At 58.6% G+C, this 21614-nt stretch carries 8 protein-coding genes, 1 tRNA gene and 1 pseudogene; 4 read left to right on the top strand and 6 right to left on the bottom strand.

Annotated features, from left to right (window positions below):
* Positions 1-2: 2 nt before the first annotated feature.
* A complete protein-coding gene (locus FIV35_RS00310) occupies positions 3-362 on the bottom strand; it encodes a hypothetical protein (RefSeq protein WP_034136509.1) in 360 nt (119 codons plus the stop codon).
* A 118-nt stretch (positions 363-480) separates the two neighbouring features.
* Between FIV35_RS00310 and FIV35_RS00315 the strand changes: the two genes are divergently transcribed.
* Entirely contained in the window at positions 481-1287 is an 807-nt protein-coding gene (locus FIV35_RS00315; RefSeq protein ID WP_034136510.1) for an MmyB family transcriptional regulator, read from the top strand.
* A 139-nt stretch (positions 1288-1426) separates the two neighbouring features.
* Here the strand turns inward: FIV35_RS00315 and FIV35_RS30155 are convergent.
* Positions 1427-1580: pseudogene (locus FIV35_RS30155) on the bottom strand (integrase domain-containing protein); the annotation flags it as partial.
* A 123-nt stretch (positions 1581-1703) separates the two neighbouring features.
* On the opposite strand from FIV35_RS30155, the gene FIV35_RS29520 reads away from it, so the two are divergent.
* Positions 1704-1853, top strand: a complete 150-nt coding sequence (locus FIV35_RS29520) for a hypothetical protein (RefSeq protein ID WP_156796372.1) — start codon at positions 1704-1706, stop codon at positions 1851-1853.
* A gap of 199 nt (positions 1854-2052) precedes the next feature.
* Positions 2053-2379: a colicin E1 family microcin immunity protein gene (locus FIV35_RS00325; RefSeq protein WP_034136512.1), complete on the top strand. Its 327-nt coding sequence runs from the start codon at positions 2053-2055 to the stop codon at positions 2377-2379.
* Positions 2380-2908: 529 nt separating this feature from the next.
* Here the strand turns inward: FIV35_RS00325 and FIV35_RS00330 are convergent.
* From FIV35_RS00330 to FIV35_RS00345, 4 genes are all read right to left on the bottom strand, one after another.
* Positions 2909-2984: transfer RNA gene (locus FIV35_RS00330), tRNA-Thr, on the bottom strand.
* A 121-nt stretch (positions 2985-3105) separates the two neighbouring features.
* The gene (locus FIV35_RS00335) at positions 3106-4446 is read right to left on the bottom strand and encodes an HlyD family type I secretion periplasmic adaptor subunit (RefSeq protein WP_094066163.1); all 1341 of its coding nucleotides are present in this window, start codon (positions 4444-4446) and stop codon (positions 3106-3108) included.
* Positions 4447-4471: 25 nt separating this feature from the next.
* Complete coding sequence (locus tag FIV35_RS00340) at positions 4472-6625, bottom strand: type I secretion system permease/ATPase (RefSeq protein ID WP_034136514.1); 2154 nt, start codon at positions 6623-6625, stop codon at positions 4472-4474.
* Between the two features lie 46 nt (positions 6626-6671).
* Positions 6672-8024 carry a TolC family outer membrane protein gene (locus FIV35_RS00345; protein ID WP_034136515.1) on the bottom strand — a complete coding sequence of 451 codons (1353 nt, stop codon included), beginning with the start codon at positions 8022-8024 and terminating at the stop codon, positions 6672-6674.
* A gap of 347 nt (positions 8025-8371) precedes the next feature.
* Here FIV35_RS00345 and FIV35_RS00350 point away from each other — a divergent pair, with 347 nt between their 5' ends.
* On the top strand, positions 8372-21511 hold the full coding sequence (locus FIV35_RS00350; protein WP_146374931.1) for a retention module-containing protein: 13140 nt from the start codon (positions 8372-8374) through the stop codon (positions 21509-21511).
* The last annotated feature ends 103 nt before the right edge of the window (positions 21512-21614 follow it).

The following is a 21614-nucleotide window of genomic DNA, read 5'->3' on the forward strand; positions in this document are numbered from 1 at the left end:
TCTTAGTCGAAATTGCGCGAATTATTGATGCTGTAACCGGTGCTATCCGCAGGCAGCTTCTTCTTGGCGAATCCGTTGATAACGATGTAAAGCAATGGGCCAATCGATACGAAGACTGCCGTTATTAGAAAGTAAGGCACAAGAGAGACCGCAGATCGGCCTTTGGAACGAGCGTCTCGATACATCCAGATGCAGGCGAGGACGCCGAGCAGGTAAAGGTCAATAACTACTTGGGCAGTGTCCGGGCTGGATATTAACTCCCGGCCGAAGTCGATCAGCGATTGATCGGCAACGAACATAGTACCCGCTGTATACATTGAAAAAATCACCAACGTGGAAAGCGAGAGGTAGGGTCTGTTCATTTGTCCTCCTTGAGCAATAAGCGATGATCAACGCTGACAAGGTAGTGATATTGTCACGACGAGATCAATGACCTCACAGGTCATGGACTCAGCCAATTCGCGCCGTCAGAGTCGAACAATGAGCCCCCGATCTTTTTCTCGAACGACACCCTCCATCACCGCAAGTGAGCAGTTGCGGCAACTGCGACGTCAGGCAAAATTGAGCCAACTCGACCTCGCCTTGATGTCGGGTATTTCTCAGCGACATCTCAGTTGCATCGAGACAGGGCGCGCCAAGCCAAGCCCCGGCACCCTGCATAACCTACTTATGGCACTCAATGCGCCTCTAGAGCTCTGCAACAGTGTCTTTCTCGCCAGTGGTTACGCACCGCGCTACGAAGCGACACCTCTTTCCTCGCCAAGCATGGAGGCCGTTCGTGACGCTATTACTCATCTCCTTCATGCCAACAACCCCGCACCAGCGATTGTCTTGGGGAGTCAGTGGGAGATATTGGCCGCCAACGCCAGCGCTGGAGTGTTGTTCGAACTGGTCGGTCTGAGTACCGATGCGGCGATTGGCCTAAATCTTTTGGTAACGCTGCTGGAGCCTGGAGGGTTGGGCGATCATCTGAGCAATGCCGAGGAAATCAGATTGATTGCCTGGCAAAGGGCCGCTAGAGAGGCCCTGAGCAACCCAGGGCTCGCGACGCTTCTGAAAAGCCTCCCCGCGCCTCAAGAGGCTTCCACGTTGGCAAACGAACCGCCTCCGTTAGTGCTGACACGGATCGACTCAAGGCACGGGGAACTGAAATTCATGTCAACTTTCACAACATTTGGCATGCCTCTCGACATTACTATGGAGTCGCTGCGTATTGAGCATCTGATTCCTGCTGATGCGAGAACCTGGGAAGTCATGGGCCGAGCCTATGAGCAATTGAAACGCTGATGCCCCTTATCTTCGGTTAAATACATTCATAGGGGTTGTTCGCCAGACGCTTAGTGCGCCAGTTAAAGCGGGCGGAGGATGAAGTACCACTGATGCGCCGCATTCCCATTGTTTTACTCGGACTCATGACCTTCACCTACTGATCAGCGGGGAGCGTAACCATATTCCAGTTTACGCTGGACAATCTGTTTTCCACCGTGGCGATGCCTGTCGCGCCTTGGTCAACTTGCTGACGCAGATCCGGTGTATTCCAGCAGCGTCGGCCGATCAATTTGTCGTGCATCGTTAACTCTTGATGCGCGCACCAATGTCACCAGCCACGCCGACATCCCTGCGCGGTGATGGGCGTGCTGGCCCACGAATCCCTTAACGTCCACAAAAAGCGGCTCAGTCACTGGCCCGCCCTGAAGGTAGCCATGGAAGAACCCAAGCCACCCGCCACCCGCAAGCACCGCAAGGTCAACGCGTTCAGCTTCGGCGAATTCGAGTCGCAGGCGGACGAGGAACACCAGCAGGCTCAGATCGGCGTGAACAAAGGCGTGGAAAATTCTGGTCGCTGTTCGTGAACATGCCGGGGGGGCTAGAATCGCTATCCTATCTTTAGCTATTTTTTGAGTATTCAGACTTTAGATGTGTCGCATTTTTCGCACTGTTGTCATATTAGAAAAAATTCTAGTCGGCTGTGTGATGGCGAGGGGGTAATAAATAGTCGATTATTCGAATGGAATATCAATTTTGGTATAAGTGCATGGAAGGAAGTTGGGTATGGAAAAAAGCTACTATTTGAAAAATCTAATTATTGGGCTGGGATTGTTTTCGATTTGCGCGTTCGCATTTAAATCAGATGCTAATGCAGTAATATTTTTTTTGATTTGTGGCATTAATGCATTTTTGTTTCCGTTTGCCAAGCGTCTAGTCGAAGACTTGGTGCTTCGTTATACATCTAAAGATTTTTGGAGGTCGGGTCCGTTAAGGACCGGTGCTGCAAATGGCGGGTATGCGCTTTTATATGGCTTTTATTTTGCGCTGGCTGTTCCACTTAGTTTATTGTTTTTAATTGTGTTTTATATCAAGAAAAAGTCCGCCATATAGGCGGACTTTTTTATGGAGCTGCTATGGGGTTTTTATTTTTCTCACTAATGCGTCATAAATCTGAGAGCCCGTGGTAGCGATCAAGCGCCAGAAATGCCCAGAGGATATGCTGCGATAACCTCAAACACCTCACTAACTTGGGTTGTTGCTGCGACGCCAAGTGAAAACCGAGCCAGATCCCCTCTATTCTCCCGTCAGGTGCGCTTTCTGTGGTTGAGGCTACTCAAATAGTGCGTTTTCATCAGCTTGCGGACAGCGTGCGAGCTGATGTTTCGTCTGGTGGGGTCTTGGCTATAGGGTCTGTAGACCATGAGTCATATGGGGAGACCGCGGGGATTTTGGAGACCGCGATTGAAATTGGAACTCAGCTTATCAAGCCACCATTGTCCCGGTGGCAGCGTATGAAAAACCGATTCAAAAAATGAGTGTGGACGTTTTGTGGACGTTTTGACGAAAACGAGACATAGGATTTTCGCCGTTTCCCAAACCCCAGAAACCACAAAGCCCCGCATTGCGGGGCTTTGAGATATGGTGCCGGCACCAGGAGTCGAACCCGGGACCTACTGATTACAAGTCAGTTGCTCTACCAACTGAGCTATACCGGCGTGTTAGGGCGACGATTATAGCGATTGGCAAGGTTCTGTAAACCCCTGAAATCTGACTATTTTTGCGAAAACTCAAGTTTTCTCACATTGCCCTGCTTTTCTCTGTCCCTTCAGCAAAAAATCAACGCTCGTGCAGTGCCTCTGCCCGGGATTTGATGATGGGTTTGAGCAGGTAGCTCAAGATGCTTTTCTTGCCGGTGATGATGTCTACCGACGCCACCATGCCGGGGATGATCAGCAGGGGTTTTTCGTCGGTGCCCAGGTGGCTGCGTTCGGTGCGCAGTTTGATGACGTAGAAGGTGTTCTTCTTTTCTTCGTCCATCACGGTGTCGGCGCCGATTTGTTCGAGCTTGCCTTTGAGGCCGCCGTAGATGGTGTAGTCGTAGGCGGTGAATTTGATCATGGCTTCCTGGCCGGGGTGCAGGAAGGCGATGTCTTGCGGGCGGATCTTGGCTTCCACCAGCAGGGTGTCGTCCAGCGGTACCACTTCGGCGATGTCGCTGCCGGGTTGGATCACGCCGCCGACGGTGTTGACCAGCATCTGCTTGACGATGCCGCGCACCGGGGAGGTGACCATGGTGCGGCTGACGCGGTCTTCCAGGCCTTTGGAGGTGGCTTGGGCCTTGCTCAGGTTGGTGCGGGCTTCGTTCAACTGGGCCAGGGCTTCGCTGCGGAATTTACCCCGGGTTTCGTCGATTTTGCGCTGCACTTCGTTGATCGCGGCTTGGGCGCGCGGGATGGCCAGTGTGGTGCCGTCGAGCATGCCTCGGGTTTCGACTTCGGAACGCTTGAGGCGCAGCACTTCTACCGGCGATATAGCGCCTTGCTGCACCAGCGGTTCGGACATGCCGATCTCCTGGCGCAGCAGGCCCAGGCTGTTACGGTATTGATCCTGCTTGGAGCTGAATTCACGCAGTTCCTGCTGGCGTTGCAGCAGCTGTTGTTGCAGCCCGCCAATTTCATCCGCCAGTTGCTGACGGCGGCTCAGGTACAGCGACTCTTCGTTAGAAGCCTGGTTCGGCGCGGCTTTGCGTGCGCTGTCGGAGATATTCAATGGGCGGTTGTCGACTTCCGCACTCAGACGCTCCACGCGCAGTTCCATGGCCACGCGGTCGGCTTCGGTTTCGCCGACGTTGGAGGCAAATCGCGTATCGTCCAGGCGCACCAGCGGCGCCCCGGCGTCGACGATCTGGCCTTCATGCGCATAAATCTGCGCCACGATGCCGCCTTCCAGGTTCTGGATCTTCTGGATGCGCGAGGAGGGGATCGCCTTGCCTTCGCCCTTGGTCACTTCGTCGATGATCGCGAAGTGCGCCCACAGCAGCAGGAACACGAAGAAGCCGATCACGCCCCAGATGGTCAGGCGTACGATGCGTGGCGCGTCGTCGACCAGGGCTTTTTCCACTTCGGGCAGTGGCTGGTTGTCGAGTGAGTCGGTGCCTTTGAAATAACCGAAGACCATCTTCTTTAAGCGGCGTAGACCGGAGTTAAGCGACACTGATCTGCCCCTTTTTCAGCGCTTCCATCACGGCCGCTTTGGGGCCGTCTGCGAGTATCTGGCCACGGTCGATCACCAGCAGGCGGTCGACCAGGCTCAGCAGCGAAGCACGGTGGGTGACGAGAATCACCGTCTTGTTTTCGATCACCGACTGCAAGCGCTGCTTTAGGCGCTCTTCGCCGGTGTTGTCCATGGCGCTGGTGGGTTCGTCCAGCAGCAGAATAGGTGGGTTCAGCAGCAGGGCGCGGGCCAGGGCCACGTTCTGGCGCTGGCCGCCGGAGAGGTTTTGCCCGCGCTCGCCCACTTGCAGTTCGTACCCCTGCGGGTGGAGCCTGGCGAATTCATGCACGCCGGCCAGCTCTGCCGCTTGCAGCACCATCTCGTCGTCCACGTAGCGCGCACCGGACACCAGGTTGTCGCGCAACGTGCCAGCCAGCAACTGGATGTCTTGGGCCACATAGCCGATGTTGTGGCGCAGCTCGCTGACGTCGATCTGGCGAATGTCCACGCCATCCACCAGCAGCGAACCCGAGTCTGGCTGATAAAGGCCCACCAGCAGTTTGGCCAGCGAGCTTTTGCCCGAGCCGCTACGGCCGATGATGCCGATTTTTTCGCCGGGGCGAACGTTCAGGTTGATGCCGCGTAGCGCCAGATTCTGTTGGTTCGGGTAGGTGAAGTCGACCTCGCGGAAGGTCATCGCACCTTGCAGCGATTTGCGGCTGAGGGGGCGCTCTTCGAAGTTGCGTTCTTGCGGCAACTCCATCATTTGGTCGACGGAGACCATCGTCACCTTGGCTTGCTGGTAACGCGTCAGCAGGCCCGACAGTTGCGCCAGCGGGCCCAGTGCGCGGCCGCTGAGCATGTAGCACGCTACCAGGCCGCCCATGCTCAGGGTGCCATCAATGATCTGATACACGCCGAAGATGATCATCGCCACGCCTGCCACTTGCTGGATCAGCAGCGTGATGTTCATCGCCAGGCCGGACAGAACTTTCACCCGCAGTTCCAGGCGGCTGAGGGTACCGATGGTTTGTTCCCACTGGTATTGGCGCTCGCTCTCGGCGTTATTGACCTTCACCGCATCCAGCCCGGCGAGGGTTTCGATCAGGCTGGACTGGCGCTCGGCGCCCAGCGCCATGGTGCGCTCAAGTGTCGCGGTCAGTGGCTTTTGCAGAAAGTGGCCGATCCCCAGGGCCAGTGGGAACGCGACGATTGGAATCCACACCAGGTGGCCGCCCAGCAGCGCGATCACGCCGAGGATGATCAATGTAAAAGGCAGATCGATCAGGCTTGCCAGGGTCAGCGAGGTTAAAAAGTCGCGCATCCCCTGAAATTCGTGGATGTTTTGCGCATAGCTGCCGACGCGTGCAGGGCGCATTTTCATCGACATGCCCACGATGCGCTCGAACAGCGTCGCGGAGATGATCAAGTCGGTTTTCTTGCCCGCAAGGTCCAGGCACAGGCTGCGCATGCTCTTGAGCAACAGGTCGAACAGGTAAGCGCCGCAAATACCGACCGCCAGCACCCATAGGGTGGCGGTGGCCTGGTTGGGGACCACGCGGTCATACACGTTCATCACAAACAGCGGCGCGGCCAGGGCGATCAGGTTGATCACCAGGCTGGCGGCGATAGCATCGGCGTAGAGCCAACGTGAGCGTTTGAGGGTGTCTCTGAACCAGGAGCGAGCGCGCGGGATAAGCGTGCCAGTGGTGACGTCAAATTTATGCTGCGGTTGGGCGAAGAACACCCGGCCGCTGTAATCCTGACTCAGCACTTCCCGGGTGACGTGAACTTCGCCGCCTTCGCTTTCGCTGAGCAGCAAGCGGGCGGTATCACCGTCCCACCCCACCAGCACCGCACTGCGCCCTTCCTTCAACAGCAATAAGGCCGGCAATGCGATGGATGGAATCTGCTCCAACTTGCGCTGCAGCACGCGACCCTGCAAACCCGCCCGCGCGGCTGCGCGGGCGAGCAGGTCGGGGCTCAAGCGCTGGCCCGCCAAGGGCAGGCCAGTGGTCAGCATTGCCCGACTGGCGGGCTTGTAATGCAGGGAGCAGAGGGTCAGCAACCCGTCCAGCAAGGGGTCATCATGCTGACTGCGCGGGTCATGGTTGAGCGGCGCCACACTTATTTCAGAATCCAAGCTGACTCTCTCTTAATGCAGTTGAGCGGTCCAACTCCGTCAAGAATCAGTTCATCCCTGGCAGGTTCACCTTCGTTTTGACTTCGTTTTGCACAACTGATGCCAGCGGCGCAACCACGCCTTGGCTTTTGAGCAGTTGGCCCATATCGGCCTTGATACGGTATTGCGTATACAGCTGCAGGTTTTTGATCTGTGCCAGGCGTTGCGATGCCGTGAACAGTTCGTTCTCGCTGTCGAGCAGGTCGAGCAGTGTACGCTCACCGAGGCTGAACTGCTGCTGATATGACGTGCGCACGCGGGTGCTGCGGTCTACGTATTCCTGAGCGATCGGCAATTGCGCCGTGGCGTTGTTGTAGGCGTTCCACGCCAGGCTCAATTCCTGGTTCAGCTCACGCAGGGCGTTGTTGCGGATATCCAGCGCTTGGGATGCCTGGGACGCCTTGGACTGCAGGTCTGCCTTGTTGCTGCCGCCGGAGTACAGGTTGAACTGCATGCGCAGCATGGCGGAGTAGCCATTGTCGTGGCCTTCTTCGCCGCCGATATTGCTGTTGGCCGAGCGCTGCAGCTCAGCATCGAAGCGCGGATAGAACGTCGACTTGGCGGATTCGTATTGCTTTTCAGCCGCTGCGATGTCCGCTTCGGCCGAACGCAGTACCGGGCTGCTCTCTACCATCTGCCGACGTGCTTCTTCGAGGCTGGCAGGCATCAAGGCGACAAAGCCCTGGGGCTTCTCCAACTCGTCGGGTTCTTGGCCGACGGCGCTCATGTAGTTGGCTTTGGCGTCATCGAGGTTGGTCTGTTCGGTCAGCAAGTTGTTGCGGGCCTGGGCCAGACGGGCTTCGGCTTGATCCATGTCCGCCATTCTTCCGACGCCACGGCTGGTGCGTAATTTGATCTGGTCAAAAATGCGTTCGTGGCTTTTCAGGTTGTCTTCTGCCAACTGCACCATCTCGCGACGGGTCAGGACATCCAGATAAACCTGGGCCACCGTCAGTGCGGTGCGCTCGGTGGTATTGAGCAGGGCATAGCCGCGAGAGTTGGCGGTGGCCTGCTGGCGGCCGACTTCATTCTCGGTGCCGAAACCCTGGAACAGGTTTTGCTGAAGACGAATGCTCGACTCGCCGCGGTTCAAGGTTTTCCAGTCATGGCTGTTGCTGGCGGCGCGGGTCGAGGTGTTGTCGGAGCTTTCGCGACCATAACCGCCCAGCAAGTCGATTTTAGGCAGGTAGCCGCCCTGGGCCGCTCTGACCTGATAGTCGGCAGCGATACGTGCGTTAACGGCAGCCTGGATTTCCGGGTGAACGTCGACAGCCTTTTGCATGGCTTCTTGAAGGGTTTGAGCCTGTACGAAACTAGTCGCGAGAACAAATGGCACAGCGGTGAATAAGTGCAAACGCATTCTGATTTTTCCCCGGGGATTGGTTGCCTGAAAGCCGCAACAAACTTGAAATATTGCACTGGAGTGGCAACTCGAAATGCCCGTTTTTATTGGGCGCCGCAGGGCGCAAACAGAAAGTCGTGAAGCCGCTTAAATATCAATGTGACATTACTGGGCGGATTGTTTAGGATGACGCCCAATAGGTCAATACCTTGACGGAAAAGTAATTTTTCTGGCGCAGTAACAAAATATTGACGCCATTATTTTTTTTGAAGCAATTGAGTACTCCAGCTTATTGAATCGGCACCACTGACAGGGCCGGTCTCCTGGGTGGATACCCCTGAACGGCAATACACGGAGAGTCTTTTATGAGCAGCGTTGCGGTCGTCAAAAGCATTGTCGGTCAAGTGTTCGCGGTATCCCCAGAAGGGATTCGTCGTCTGCTGGTAGAAGGCGATCGCCTGTTCGCAGGGGAGCAGATTGATACAGGCCCGGCCGGTGCCGTTTCGCTGGAACTGGCCGACGGCCGCGTGATTGATCTGGGCCGCGACACTCAGTGGAGCGCCAACGCACCTGACTCGACCACCGACCTCAGCGCCGCCACTGCTCAAGCAGCACCGTCCGTCGCCGAATTGCAGCAGGCCATCGCTGCCGGCGCCGACCCGACCCAAGACCTCGAAGCCACCGCCGCGGGCCCGACCGCAGCCGGTGCTGACGGTGCTGTCGGCGGCGGCCATAGCTTTGTCGTGCTTGAAGCAACGGCCGGCGTGGTCGACCCTACCATCGGTTATCCGACCAACGGTCTTAACGCTGCGGATGCGGTGGCTAACGCCCTGACCGGCGCTGACAACAACGGCGTCGACCCGCGCAACGTCACCATCACCCTGACCGCTACGCCTACCATCACCGAAGCCGGTGGTGTTGTGGTTTACACCGTATTCATCACGCAAGCCCCGACCAGCGACCTGACCGTCACCTTGTCCAACGGCCTCTCTGTTGTGGTCCCAGCCGGCCAGACCTCGGGCGCACTGAACGTCACGTTCGCCGGGAATGACACCCCTTACCTGGACGCATCGTCGATCTCCGCCACCATTACCGGCACGTCCGGCGGCGGCAACCTGATCATCACCACCGACCCGACGCCGGCGGTCACTCAGATCAACGACACCATCGACACCACCACCGTTACGCTCACCGCGACGGCATCGGTGGATGAGGGTGGCAAGATCGTCTACACCGCCACCGTCACCAACGCGGCGCAGACCGACGTTGTGATCAAACTGTCCAACGACCAGACCATCACCATCGAAGCCGGTAAAACCACCGGTACGGTCAGTGTCGACACCCCGGCCAACCTGGCGGATGGTAAAGACCTGACGGTCAGCGCCACCATTACCAGCGCCACCGGCGGCAACTACGAAAACCTGGCGATCAATCCCGCACCGGCCACTTCCACCGTTGTTGCTGTGGATGATCCCAGCGTTCTGGTCGCCGATACCAACACGATCGTCGAAGATAACGTCGCCACCGGCAATGTGCTGAGCAACGACAGCGACATCGACAATGTGCTGAGCGTCGCCACCTTCAATGTGGGCGGCACCACCTTCGCGGCGGGCCAGACGGCTGTTATTGCAGGCGTGGGCAGTATCACGATTGGAACCGATGGCGCTTACACGTTCACCCCGGTCAAGGATTACAGCGGCGAAGTGCCGCAGATCGGCTACACCACTAATACCGGTTCGAGCAGCACGCTGACGGTAACGATTACGCCGGTCAACGACGCGCCGGTGATCGAAGTGTCGGCCAACACCCTGGTTGAAAACACCGCGGTAGCCGGCACTGTGGCAGGCACATTTGCCGCCAGTGACGCAGAGACGCCAACCCAGGCGCTGGATGTGAAGTTCACCGCAGGTACTAATGCGGACGGTTACTACGCGATCTCTGGCACCGACGTTGTACTGACGCAGAAAGGTGCTGACTGGGTCAACGCCGGCAATCAACTGCCGAAGATCGATTTGACTGTGACCGACGCTGACAATGTCAGCTCGACAGCCAATGGCCAGCCGAGCGTGACTCTGGTCAACGACGTCCCGGTTATCAGCGTCGAAGCCAACACCCTGACGGAAAACGATGCCAAAGAAGGCACCGTCGCTGGCCGCTTCACCGCAACCGACGAAGAAACGCCGGTTGCTGATCTGAAGGTCACCTTCACTGCCGGTACCAACAACGACGGTTACTACGCGATTTCCGGCACCGACGTCGTGCTCACTCAGAAAGGCGCCGATTGGGTCAACGCCGGCAATCAACTGCCGAAGATCGATTTGACTGTGACCGACGCTGACAATGTCAGCTCGACAGCCAATGGCCAGCCGACCGTCACTCTGGTCAACGACGTCCCGGTTATCAGCGTCGAAGCCAACACCCTGACTGAAAACGACGCCAAAGAAGGCACAGTCGCCGGTCGCTTCACCGCAACCGACGAAGAAACGCCGGTTGCTGATCTGAAAGTCACCTTCACCGCCGGCACCAACAACGACGGCTACTACGCCCTGTCGGGTACCGATGTGGTCCTGACTCAGAAAGGCGCCGATTGGGTCAACGCCGGCAACCAGTTGCCGAAAATTGATCTGACCGTGACCGACGCTGACAACGCCAGCTCGACCGCGAATGGCCAGCCGACCGTGACCCTGGTTAACGACATCCCGGTCATCAGCGTCGAAGCCAACACCCTGACCGAAAACGACGCCAAAGAAGGCACCGTCGCTGGCCGCTTCACCGCGACTGACGAAGAAACCCCGGTTGCCGATCTGAAAGTTACGTTTACCGCTGGTACTAACGCCGACGGTTACTACGCGATTTCTGGCACCGATGTGGTGCTGACGCAGAAAGGCGCTGACTGGGTTAACGCCGGTAATCAACTGCCGAAAATTGATCTGACCGTCACTGATGCCGATAACGCCAGTTCGACCGCTAGTGGTCAGCCGACCGTGACTTTGGTTAACGACATCCCGGTCATCAGCGTCGAAGCCAACACCCTGACCGAAAACGACGCTAAAGAAGGCACCGTCGCCGGTCGCTTCACCGCGACTGACGAAGAAACGCCGGTTGCCGATCTGAAAGTCACTTTCACTGCCGGCACGAACGCCGATGGTTACTACGCTCTCTCCGGCACCGACGTGGTCCTGACCCAGAAAGGCGCCGATTGGGTCAACGCCGGCAATCAACTGCCGAAGATCGACCTGACCGTCACTGACGCCGATAACGCCAGCTCCAGCGCGACCGGCCAACCGAGCGTCACTCTGGTTAACGACATCCCGGTTATCAGCGTCGAAGCGAACACCCTGACCGAAAACGACGCCAAAGAAGGCACCGTGGCCGGCCGCTTTACTGCGACTGACGAAGAAACCCCGGTTGCTGATCTGAAAGTCACCTTCACCGCCGGTACCAACACCGACGGCTACTACGCCCTGTCGGGTACCGATGTGGTGCTGACTCAAAAAGGTGCCGATTGGGTCAACGCCGGCAATCAACTGCCGAAGATCGACCTGACCGTCACTGATGCCGATAACGCCAGTTCCAGCGCTAACGGCCAACCTACCGTCACTCTGGTCAACGACATTCCGGTTATCGCCGTCGAAGCCAACACCCTGACGGAAAACGATGCCAAAGAAGGCACCGTAGCGGGCCGCTTCACTGCGACTGACGAAGAAACCCCTGTTGCTGATCTGAAGGTCACCTTCACTGCGGGTACCAACACCGACGGCTACTACGCCCTGTCGGGCACCGATGTGGTGCTGACTCAAAAAGGTGCCGATTGGGTCAACGCCGGCAACCAGTTGCCGAAGATCGACCTGACCGTGACCGACGCTGACAACGCCAGCTCGACCGCCAACGGCCAGCCGAGCGTGACTCTGGTCAACGACATCCCGGTTATCGCCGTCGAAGCCAACACCCTGACCGAAAACGACGCCAAAGAAGGCACCGTCGCTGGCCGCTTCACCGCGACTGACGAAGAAACTCCAGTCGCTGATCTGAAAGTCACCTTCACCGCCGGTACTAACGCCGACGGTTACTACGCGATTTCCGGCACCGACGTAGTGCTGACCCAGAAAGGCGCCGATTGGGTCAACGCCGGCAATCAACTGCCGAAGATCGACCTGACCGTCACTGACGCCGATAACGCCAGCTCCAGCGCGACCGGCCAACCCACCGTCACTTTGGTCAACGACATCCCGGTTATCAGCGTCGAAGCGAACACCCTGACGGAAAACGATGCCAAAGAAGGCACCGTCGCTGGCCGCTTCACCGCGACTGACGAAGAAACGCCAGTCGCCGATCTGAAGGTCACCTTCACCGCCGGCACCAACAACGACGGCTACTACGCCCTGTCGGGCACCGACGTAGTGCTGACCCAGAAAGGCGCCGATTGGGTCAACGCCGGCAATCAACTGCCGAAGATCGACCTGACCGTCACTGACGCCGATAACGCCAGCTCGACCGCGAATGGCCAGCCGACCGTGACCCTGGTCAACGACATCCCGGTTATCGCCGTCGAAGCCAACACCCTGACGGAAAACGACGCCAAAGAAGGCACCGTCGCTGGCCGCTTCACCGCGACTGACGAAGAAACCCCGGTTGCCGATCTGAAAGTCACCTTCACCGCCGGTACTAACGCCGACGGTTACTACGCGATTTCCGGCACCGATGTGGTGCTGACGCAGAAAGGCGCCGATTGGGTCAACGCCGGCAATCAACTGCCGAAGATCGACCTGACCGTCACTGACGCCGATAACGCCAGCTCGACCGCCAATGGCCAGCCAACTGTGACGTTGGTGAATGACATCCCGGTTATCGCCGTCGAAGCCAACACCCTGACCGAAAACGACGCCAAAGAAGGCACCGTGGCGGGGCGCTTCACTGCGACCGACGAAGAAACTCCAGTCGCTGATCTGAAAGTTACCTTCACCGCCGGTACTAACGCCGACGGTTACTACGCGATTTCCGGCACCGATGTGGTGCTGACCCAGAAAGGCGCTGATTGGGTTAATGCCGGTAATCAACTGCCGAAAATTGACCTGACCGTGACTGATGCTGACAACGCCAGCTCCAGCGCCAACGGCCAGCCGAGCGTCACCTTGGTTAACGACATCCCGGTTATTAGCGTCGAAGCGAACACCCTGACCGAAAACGACGCCAAAGAAGGCACCGTGGCCGGCCGCTTTACTGCGACTGACGAAGAAACCCCGGTTGCCGATCTGAAGGTCACCTTCACTGCGGGTACCAACACCGACGGCTACTACGCCCTGTCGGGCACCGACGTAGTGCTGACCCAGAAAGGCGCCGATTGGGTCAACGCCGGCAATCAACTGCCGAAGATCGACCTGACCGTCACTGACGCCGATAACGCCAGCTCCAGCGCGACCGGCCAACCGAGCGTCACTCTGGTTAACGACATCCCGGTTATCGCCGTCGAAGCCAACACCCTGACGGAAAACGATGCCAAAGAAGGCACCGTCGCTGGCCGCTTCACTGCGACTGACGAAGAAACTCCAGTCGCTGATCTGAAAGTTACGTTCACTTCCGGTACTAACACCGACGGTTACTACGCCCTGTCGGGCACCGACGTAGTGCTGACGCAGAAAGGCGCCGATTGGGTCAACGCCGGTAATCAACTGCCGAAGATCGACCTGACCGTCACTGACGCCGATAACGCCAGCTCGACCGCGAATGGCCAGCCGACCGTGACCCTGGTCAACGACATCCCGGTTATCGCCGTCGAAGCCAACACCCTGACGGAAAACGACGCCAAAGAAGGCACCGTCGCTGGCCGCTTCACCGCGACTGACGAAGAAACCCCGGTTGCCGATCTGAAAGTCACCTTCACCGCCGGTACTAACGCCGACGGTTACTACGCGATTTCCGGCACCGACGTGGTGCTGACGCAGAAAGGCGCCGATTGGGTCAACGCTGGCAACCAGTTGCCTAAAATCGACCTGACCGTGACCGACGCTGACAACGCCAGCTCGACCGCGAATGGCCAGCCGACCGTCACCTTGGTCAACGACATCCCGGTTATCGCCGTGGAAGCCAACACCCTGACCGAAAACGACGCCAAAGAAGGCACCGTGGCCGGCCGCTTTACTGCGACTGACGAAGAAACCCCAGTTGCCGATCTGAAAGTCACTTTCACCGCCGGTACTAACGCCGACGGCTACTACGCCCTGTCGGGTACCGATGTGGTGCTGACTCAAAAAGGTGCCGATTGGGTCAACGCCGGCAATCAACTGCCGAAGATCGACCTGACCGTCACCGACGCTGACAACGCCAGTTCCAGCGCTAATGGCCAGCCGACCGTCACCCTGGTCAACGACATCCCGGTTATCAGCGTCGAAGCCAACACCCTGACCGAAAACGACGCCAAAGAAGGCACCGTGGCGGGCCGCTTCACTGCGACTGACGAAGAAACTCCAGTCGCTGATCTGAAAGTTACGTTCACTGCCGGTACCAACAACGACGGTTACTACGCCCTGTCGGGCACCGACGTGGTCCTGACACAGAAAGGTGCCGACTGGGTTAACGCCGGCAACCAGTTGCCGAAGATCGACCTGACCGTTACTGACGCTGACAACGCTAGCTCCAGCGCTAACGGCCAGCCGACCGTGACTCTGGTCAACGACATCCCAGTCATCAGCGTCGAAGCCAACACCCTGACGGAAAACGATGCCAAAGAGGGCACCGTAGCGGGCCGCTTCACTGCGACTGACGAAGAAACCCCGGTTGCTGATCTGAAGGTCACCTTCACCGCCGGTACCAACAACGACGGCTACTACGCCCTGTCTGGCACAGACGTGGTTCTGACTCAGAAAGGCGCCGAATGGGTCAACGCCGGCAACCAGTTGCCGAAAATCGACCTGACCGTCACCGACGCTGACAACGCCAGCTCGACCGCCAATGATCAGCCGACCGTCACCTTGGTTAACGACATCCCGGTTATCGCCGTCGAAGCCAACACCCTGACCGAAAACGACGCCAAAGAAGGCACCGTGGCGGGGCGCTTCACTGCGACTGACGAAGAAACTCCAGTCGCTGATCTGAAAATTACGTTCACTGCCGGTACCAACAACGACGGTTACTACGCCCTGTCTGGCACCGACGTGGTTCTGACTCAGAAAGGCGCCGATTGGGTCAACGCTGGCAACCAGTTGCCGAAGATCGACCTGACCGTCACTGACGCCGATAACGCCAGCTCCAGCGCCAACGGCCAGCCGAGCGTCACCTTGGTTAACGACATCCCGGTTATTAGCGTCGAAGCGAACACCCTGACCGAAAACGACGCCAAAGAAGGCACCGTGGCCGGCCGCTTTACTGCGACTGACGAAGAAACCCCGGTTGCCGATCTGAAGGTCACCTTCACCGCCGGCACCAACAACGACGGCTACTACGCCCTGTCGGGCACCGACGTCGTGCTGACTCAGAAAGGTGCTGATTGGGTCAACGCCGGCAACCAGTTGCCGAAAATTGATCTGACCGTCACCGATGCTGACAACGCCAGCTCCAGCGCCAACGGCCAGCCGAGCGTCACTCTGGTCAACGACATCCCAGTTATCGCCGTCGAAGCCAACACCCTGACGGAAAACGATGCCAAAGAAGGCACTGTGGCGGGGCGCTTCACTGCGACCGATGAAGAAACTCCAGTTGCCGATCTGAAAGTCACTTTCACCGCCGGTACTAACGCCGACGGTTACTACGCGATTTCCGGCACCGACGTAGTGCTGACCCAGAAAGGCGCCGATTGGGTCAACGCCGGCAATCAACTGCCGAAGATCGACCTGACCGTCACTGACGCCGATAACGCCACCTCCAGCGCCAACGGTCAGCCGACCGTCACCCTGATCAACGACATCCCGGTCATCACCGTGACCGGCACCACTATCGTTGAGAACACCGCGAAGGTCGGCACCGTCGCTGGTACCTTCACGGCCTCCGACGAAGAAACGCCGGTCGCCAATCTGAAGGTTGCCTTCACTGCTGGCACCAACAACGACGGTTACTACACCCTGTCGGGCACCGACGTGGTCCTGACGCAGAAAGGCGCCGATTGGGTCAACGCCGGCAACCAGTTGCCGAAGATCGACCTGACCGTGACCGACGCTGACAACGCCAGCTCGACCGCCAACGCGCAACCGAGCGTCACCCTGGTCAACGACGCTCCAGTCATCACCGTGACCGGCACCACTATCGTTGAGAACACCGCGAAGGTCGGCACCGTCGCCGGTACTTTCACTGCCTCCGACGAAGAAACGCCGGTCGCCAACTTGAAGGTCGCCTTCACTGCCGGCACCAACAACGACGGCTACTACACCCTGTCGGGTACCGACGTAGTGCTGACGCAGAAAGGCGCCGATTGGGTTAACGCCGGCAACCAGCTGCCGAAGATCGACCTGACCGTGACCGACGCTGACAACGCCAGCTCGACCGCCAATGGTCAGCCGACCGTCACCTTGGTTAACGACATCCCAGTTATCGCCGTCGAAGCCAACACCCTGACTGAAAACGACGCCAAAGAAGGCACCGTCGCCGGTCGCTTCACCGCAACCGATGAAGAAACGCCGGTTGCTGATCTGAAAGTCACCTTCACCGCCGGTACCAACAACGACGGTTACTACACCCTGTCGGGTACCGACGTGGTACTGACTCAGAAAGGCGCCGACTGGGTCAACTCCGGCCACCAACTGCCGAAGATCGATCTGACCGTTACCGATGCTGATAACGCCAGTTCGACCGCCAATGGTCAGCCGAGCGTCACCCTGGTGAACGATGCTCCGGTCATCACCGTGACCGGCACCACTATCGTTGAGAACACCGCGAAGGTCGGCACCGTTGCCGGTACCTTCACTGCCTCCGACGAAGAAACGCCGGTCGCCAACTTGAAGGTCGCCTTCACTGCCGGCACCAACAACGACGGCTACTACACCCTGTCGGGTACCGACGTTGTACTGACGCAGAAGGGTGCCGATTGGGTCAACTCCGGCCACCAACTGCCGAAGATCGACCTGACCGTTACCGACGCTGATAACGCCAGTTCGACCGCCAATGGTCAGCCGAGCGTCACCCTGGTGAACGATGCTCCGGTCATCACCGTGACCGGCACCACTATCGTTGAGAACACCGCTAAAGTCGGCACCGTTGCCGGTACCTTCACGGCCTCCGACGAAGAAACGCCGGTCGCCAACCTGAAGGTCGCCTTCACCGCCGGCACCAACAACGACGGTTACTACACCCTGTCCGGCACTAACGTAGTGCTGACGCAGAAAGGCGCCGATTGGGTCAACTCCGGCCACCAGTTGCCGAAAATCGACCTGACCGTCACCGACGCCGACAACGCCACGTCGCACAATGACGCGCAGCCGAGCGTCACCCTGGTCAACGACGCTCCGGTCATCACCGTGACCGGCAGCACTATCGTTGAGAACACCGCTAAAGTCGGCACCGTCGCCGGTACCTTCACGGCCTCCGACGAAGAAACGCCGGTCGCCAACCTGAAGGTCGCCTTCACCGCCGGCACCAACAACGACGGTTACTACACCCTGTCCGGCACTAACGTAGTGCTGACGCAGAAAGGCGCCGACTGGGTCAACTCCGGCCACCAGCTGCCGAAAATCGACCTGACCGTTACCGACGCTGACAACGCCACGTCTCACAATGACGCGCAACCTAGCGTCACCCTGGTCAACGACGCTCCGGTCATCACCGTGACCGGCAGCACTATCGTTGAGAACACCGCTAAAGTCGGCACCGTCGCCGGTACCTTCACGGCCTCCGACGAAGAAACGCCGGTCGCCAACCTGAAGGTCGCCTTCACTGCCGGCACCAACAACGACGGTTACTACACCCTGTCCGGCACTAACGTAGTGCTGACGCAGAAAGGCGCCGATTGGGTCAACACCGGCCACCAACTGCCGAAGATCGACCTGACCGTTACCGACGCTGATAACGCCAGCTCGACCGCTAATGGCCAGCCGAGCGTGACCCTGGTCGATGACGCCCCGACCGCCACCGACGGTTTCATCCAGAGCAACGAAGACACCTCGGTCGAACTGACCTGGGCGACCTTCGGCGTCAAGGATGAGGACTCCACGAACCCGAAAGTGGTGTTCACCAGCCTCCCTGCCGGTTCCATCGAGTACAACGTCAACGGTACGTGGGTCAAACTGACCGTGGCCGATCTGAAGACCGATACCTCGGCGGGCAAGGCGTTCAGCCAGGCTGACTTCGATAGTCACAACGTACGTTACACCCCGGCAGCCAACGAATCAGGCGACAACAGCTTCGGCAGCACCGGTGTGGGTAACATGCAAAGCGATTACACCCAACTGAAGTTTCAGGCGACCGACGGCAACTCCTACAGCGACACCAAAACCATCACGGTGGATATCCACCCGGTGACGGACGTTCCTGTTGTGACGGTCGGTGCATTCAGCGCTGTGCCGACTGGCCTGACCATTCAGACTTGGAGCGGCGGTAACCTGCGCACTGACTTGGGGACCAACGGTAACGGTGTGGTCAACTCCAGCGATCTGATCAAAGTGATCGACGCCAAGACCGCTGCCAGCGCCGTCTCCACGGGTGTGACCAGCGACGTCAGCAACACCAATGTGGCGGACGGCACCGCGACTAAGGTCTCCGGCCTGATCTATCTGGAAGCGGGTAAGAGCTACACCTTCACCGGTACGGCCGACGACAGCCTGGCAATCACCGTGGGCGGCAAGCTGGTCGCGACCGAAACCTGGAGCAAGGGCAGCGCGATCACCGGAACGGCCTACACGCCGAGTGAGTCGGGCTATTACACCCTCGATATCTACCACTACAACCAGGCCGGCGCGGGCAACTACGACGTCAATGTGTCGATCAACAATGGCCCGTCGATGTCGCTGGGCAACAGCGGCGTGCAGACCTACACCAGCGTGGACGCCTTGAAAGCGGCCGGCGCGGTGCTGGGCGACAGCCATGTGGTCAATGGCGAAGGCTATTACACCGGCTATGTCTACAACCATGGGTTGGAAGACACCGCCATCAAGGTGGCACCGATCACTACCACGTTTGTCGACAACGATGGCTCGGAAACCCACAAGGTGGAAATCAGCGGCCTGCCCAAAGGCACCGTGATTACCGACACTAGCACTGGCGCCAGCTATACCTCGACGGGTGCCAGCGCGCTCTATGATGTCAGCACCTGGAACCTGAAGACCCTGACGGTTACGCCGTTCAAGGATTCGACCGCCAGCTTCGATATCACCGTAAAAGCGACGGCCAAAGAGTCGAGCACCGGTGTGGAAGCGGTGACCACCGGCAAAGTGAGCATCGTGGTCACTGCGGTCAACGACGCGCCGACCCTGGACCTCAGCATCGCCGACGGTTCTGTCGCCACGGGCTTCAGCGCCTCGTACACCGAGCGCGGCACCAATGGTGTTGCGATTACCGGCAATGTGGCCATCAGTGACGTCGACAGCAGCCAGATGCAAAGCGCGACCATCACCCTGAAAAACGCCAGTTCGGGTGATGTGCTCAGCTCCAACCTGGTGGCGGTGGGCGGTACCTACAAAGGTGTCACCGTGACCAGCGTCGGCACGGACGTCAGCGGCAAGATCGTACTGACCCTGTCGGGCGTGGCTGATGTCGCGACCTACAAGGCGCTGCTTGAGTCGTTCCAGTACTCCAACACCGGCAAATACCCGTCCCTTGGTGATCGCACCATCGACATTTCGGTGATGGACAACGAAGGCAGCAACAGCCTGAGTTCGTCGGTGGCAACGACCACCATCACGGTCAAGCCTCAGGTCTACACCCCGGTCACTGAAGGCGGTGCGGCGGCGGATACCATCGACCTGGGCTCCAGCTCGGCCAACAACATCGTGGTCGGCGACAAGGGCGGCATCACCACGCCGGGCAGCAACTACAACATCGCGTTTATCGTTGACACCTCGGGCAGTATCGGGTCGAGCGCGATGACGTCGATCAAAACCCAGCTTTCCGGCATTTTCGATACCTTGATCGCGAACGCGAAGATGACAGGGTCGGGCGTGGTGAAAGTATTGTTGGTCGACTTCGATACCAAGGTTGAATCGCAGGTATCGGTCAACCTGGCCGACCAGGCTGCCGCCAAGGCTGCCCTGCAGGCGGTATTGAACAACATGGCGTCCAACCCAAGCGATGTAACCAACTACCAGGATGCCTTTAACGCGGCTACCAACTGGTTCAAGAGCAGCGACGCCACCAGCAACGCTGGTGCAAAAAACCTGACGTATTTCATTACCGACGGTGAGCCGAACGTCTACAACGCGACGTACGACAACATTAGCCTGGGGTATACCAGCTCCTGGTGGGGCTCCAACGTGACCTTCGATAGCAAGGTCAACGGCTCCACCTACACCCTGGGTCAAAGTACTCCGGTCACCGCTACGATCTACGGTCAGACACAGGTCATCGTCGACAAGGACGGTAAGGTGTACTCGTACAACTCGTCCGGCACCAAGACCTTTGAAGGCTATGTCGTGTCCGATGGCCACGGTGGTTTCAACGTGGCGGGGGCTGCCAGCAGTTCGGGCTGGACCGATTATGCGTTGGAATACGCCAAAGACGCTTACACGGCGCTGACGACTTCCGTCGCGGGCGGGGTCGAGGTACAAGCCATTGGTCTGGGCAATAACGTCGATAAAGACATGCTCCAGAAGTACTTCGATACCGACAAGACGGTCAGCACCATCGATACCGCGAAACTGGCGGATACCATTACCGGCCACACGGCCGATACCGGTGCCGACAGCGTTTCCGGCGGTTCGGGCAACGACATCATCTTCGGTGACCTGATCAGCTACAACGGTCAGGAAGGCAGTGCCGCACTCAAGGCCTTCGCCGCCGAGAAGCTGTCCACTACCGTCGACCACATCGATGACCGCACCTTGCATCAGTACATCACTGAGCATGTGCAAGACATCGGTGCCTTGGCCAGCGCGTCGAACATCTACGGTACCAAGGACGGCGGCGACACCCTGATCGGCAATGCCGGCAATGACATCCTGTTCGGCCAGGGCGGCAACGACACCCTCTCCGGCGGTGCCGGTAACGACATCCTGGTGGGCGGCAAGGGTAACGACATCCTCACCGGCGGCGCGGGTGCCGATACCTTCGTCTGGCTCAAAGGCGACACCAACACCAACGGCGGCTTCGATCGCATCACTGACTTCAAGCACAGCGAAGGCGACAAGCTGGACCTGTCCGATTTGCTGCAAGGCAATAACGACAACAACTTGTCCAAGTACCTGCAGCTGACCACCGACGCGTCGGGCAACTCGACGCTGAGCGTCAGCAGCACCGGCTCGTTCACCGCGTCGGGTGGCGGCACGGCAGATGTCACCATCAAGGTCGATGGCGCCAACTGGGGGGCTGGCAGCTCCGCGATCAACAACCTGATCGCCGGTGGCGACCTGACCGTCAAGCACCACGACTGATCCCCCGGCAGCGCCAATCTTTCGGGATTGGCGCTGCGTGGGCATCAGCGTCGGGCAAATGTGTGTAATCTCTGCAGAGGCCGTGCGCGGCACCTGCAGGGAT

This window comes from Pseudomonas rhodesiae (assembly GCF_007858255.1).
Lineage (GTDB): Bacteria > Pseudomonadota > Gammaproteobacteria > Pseudomonadales > Pseudomonadaceae > Aquipseudomonas > Aquipseudomonas rhodesiae.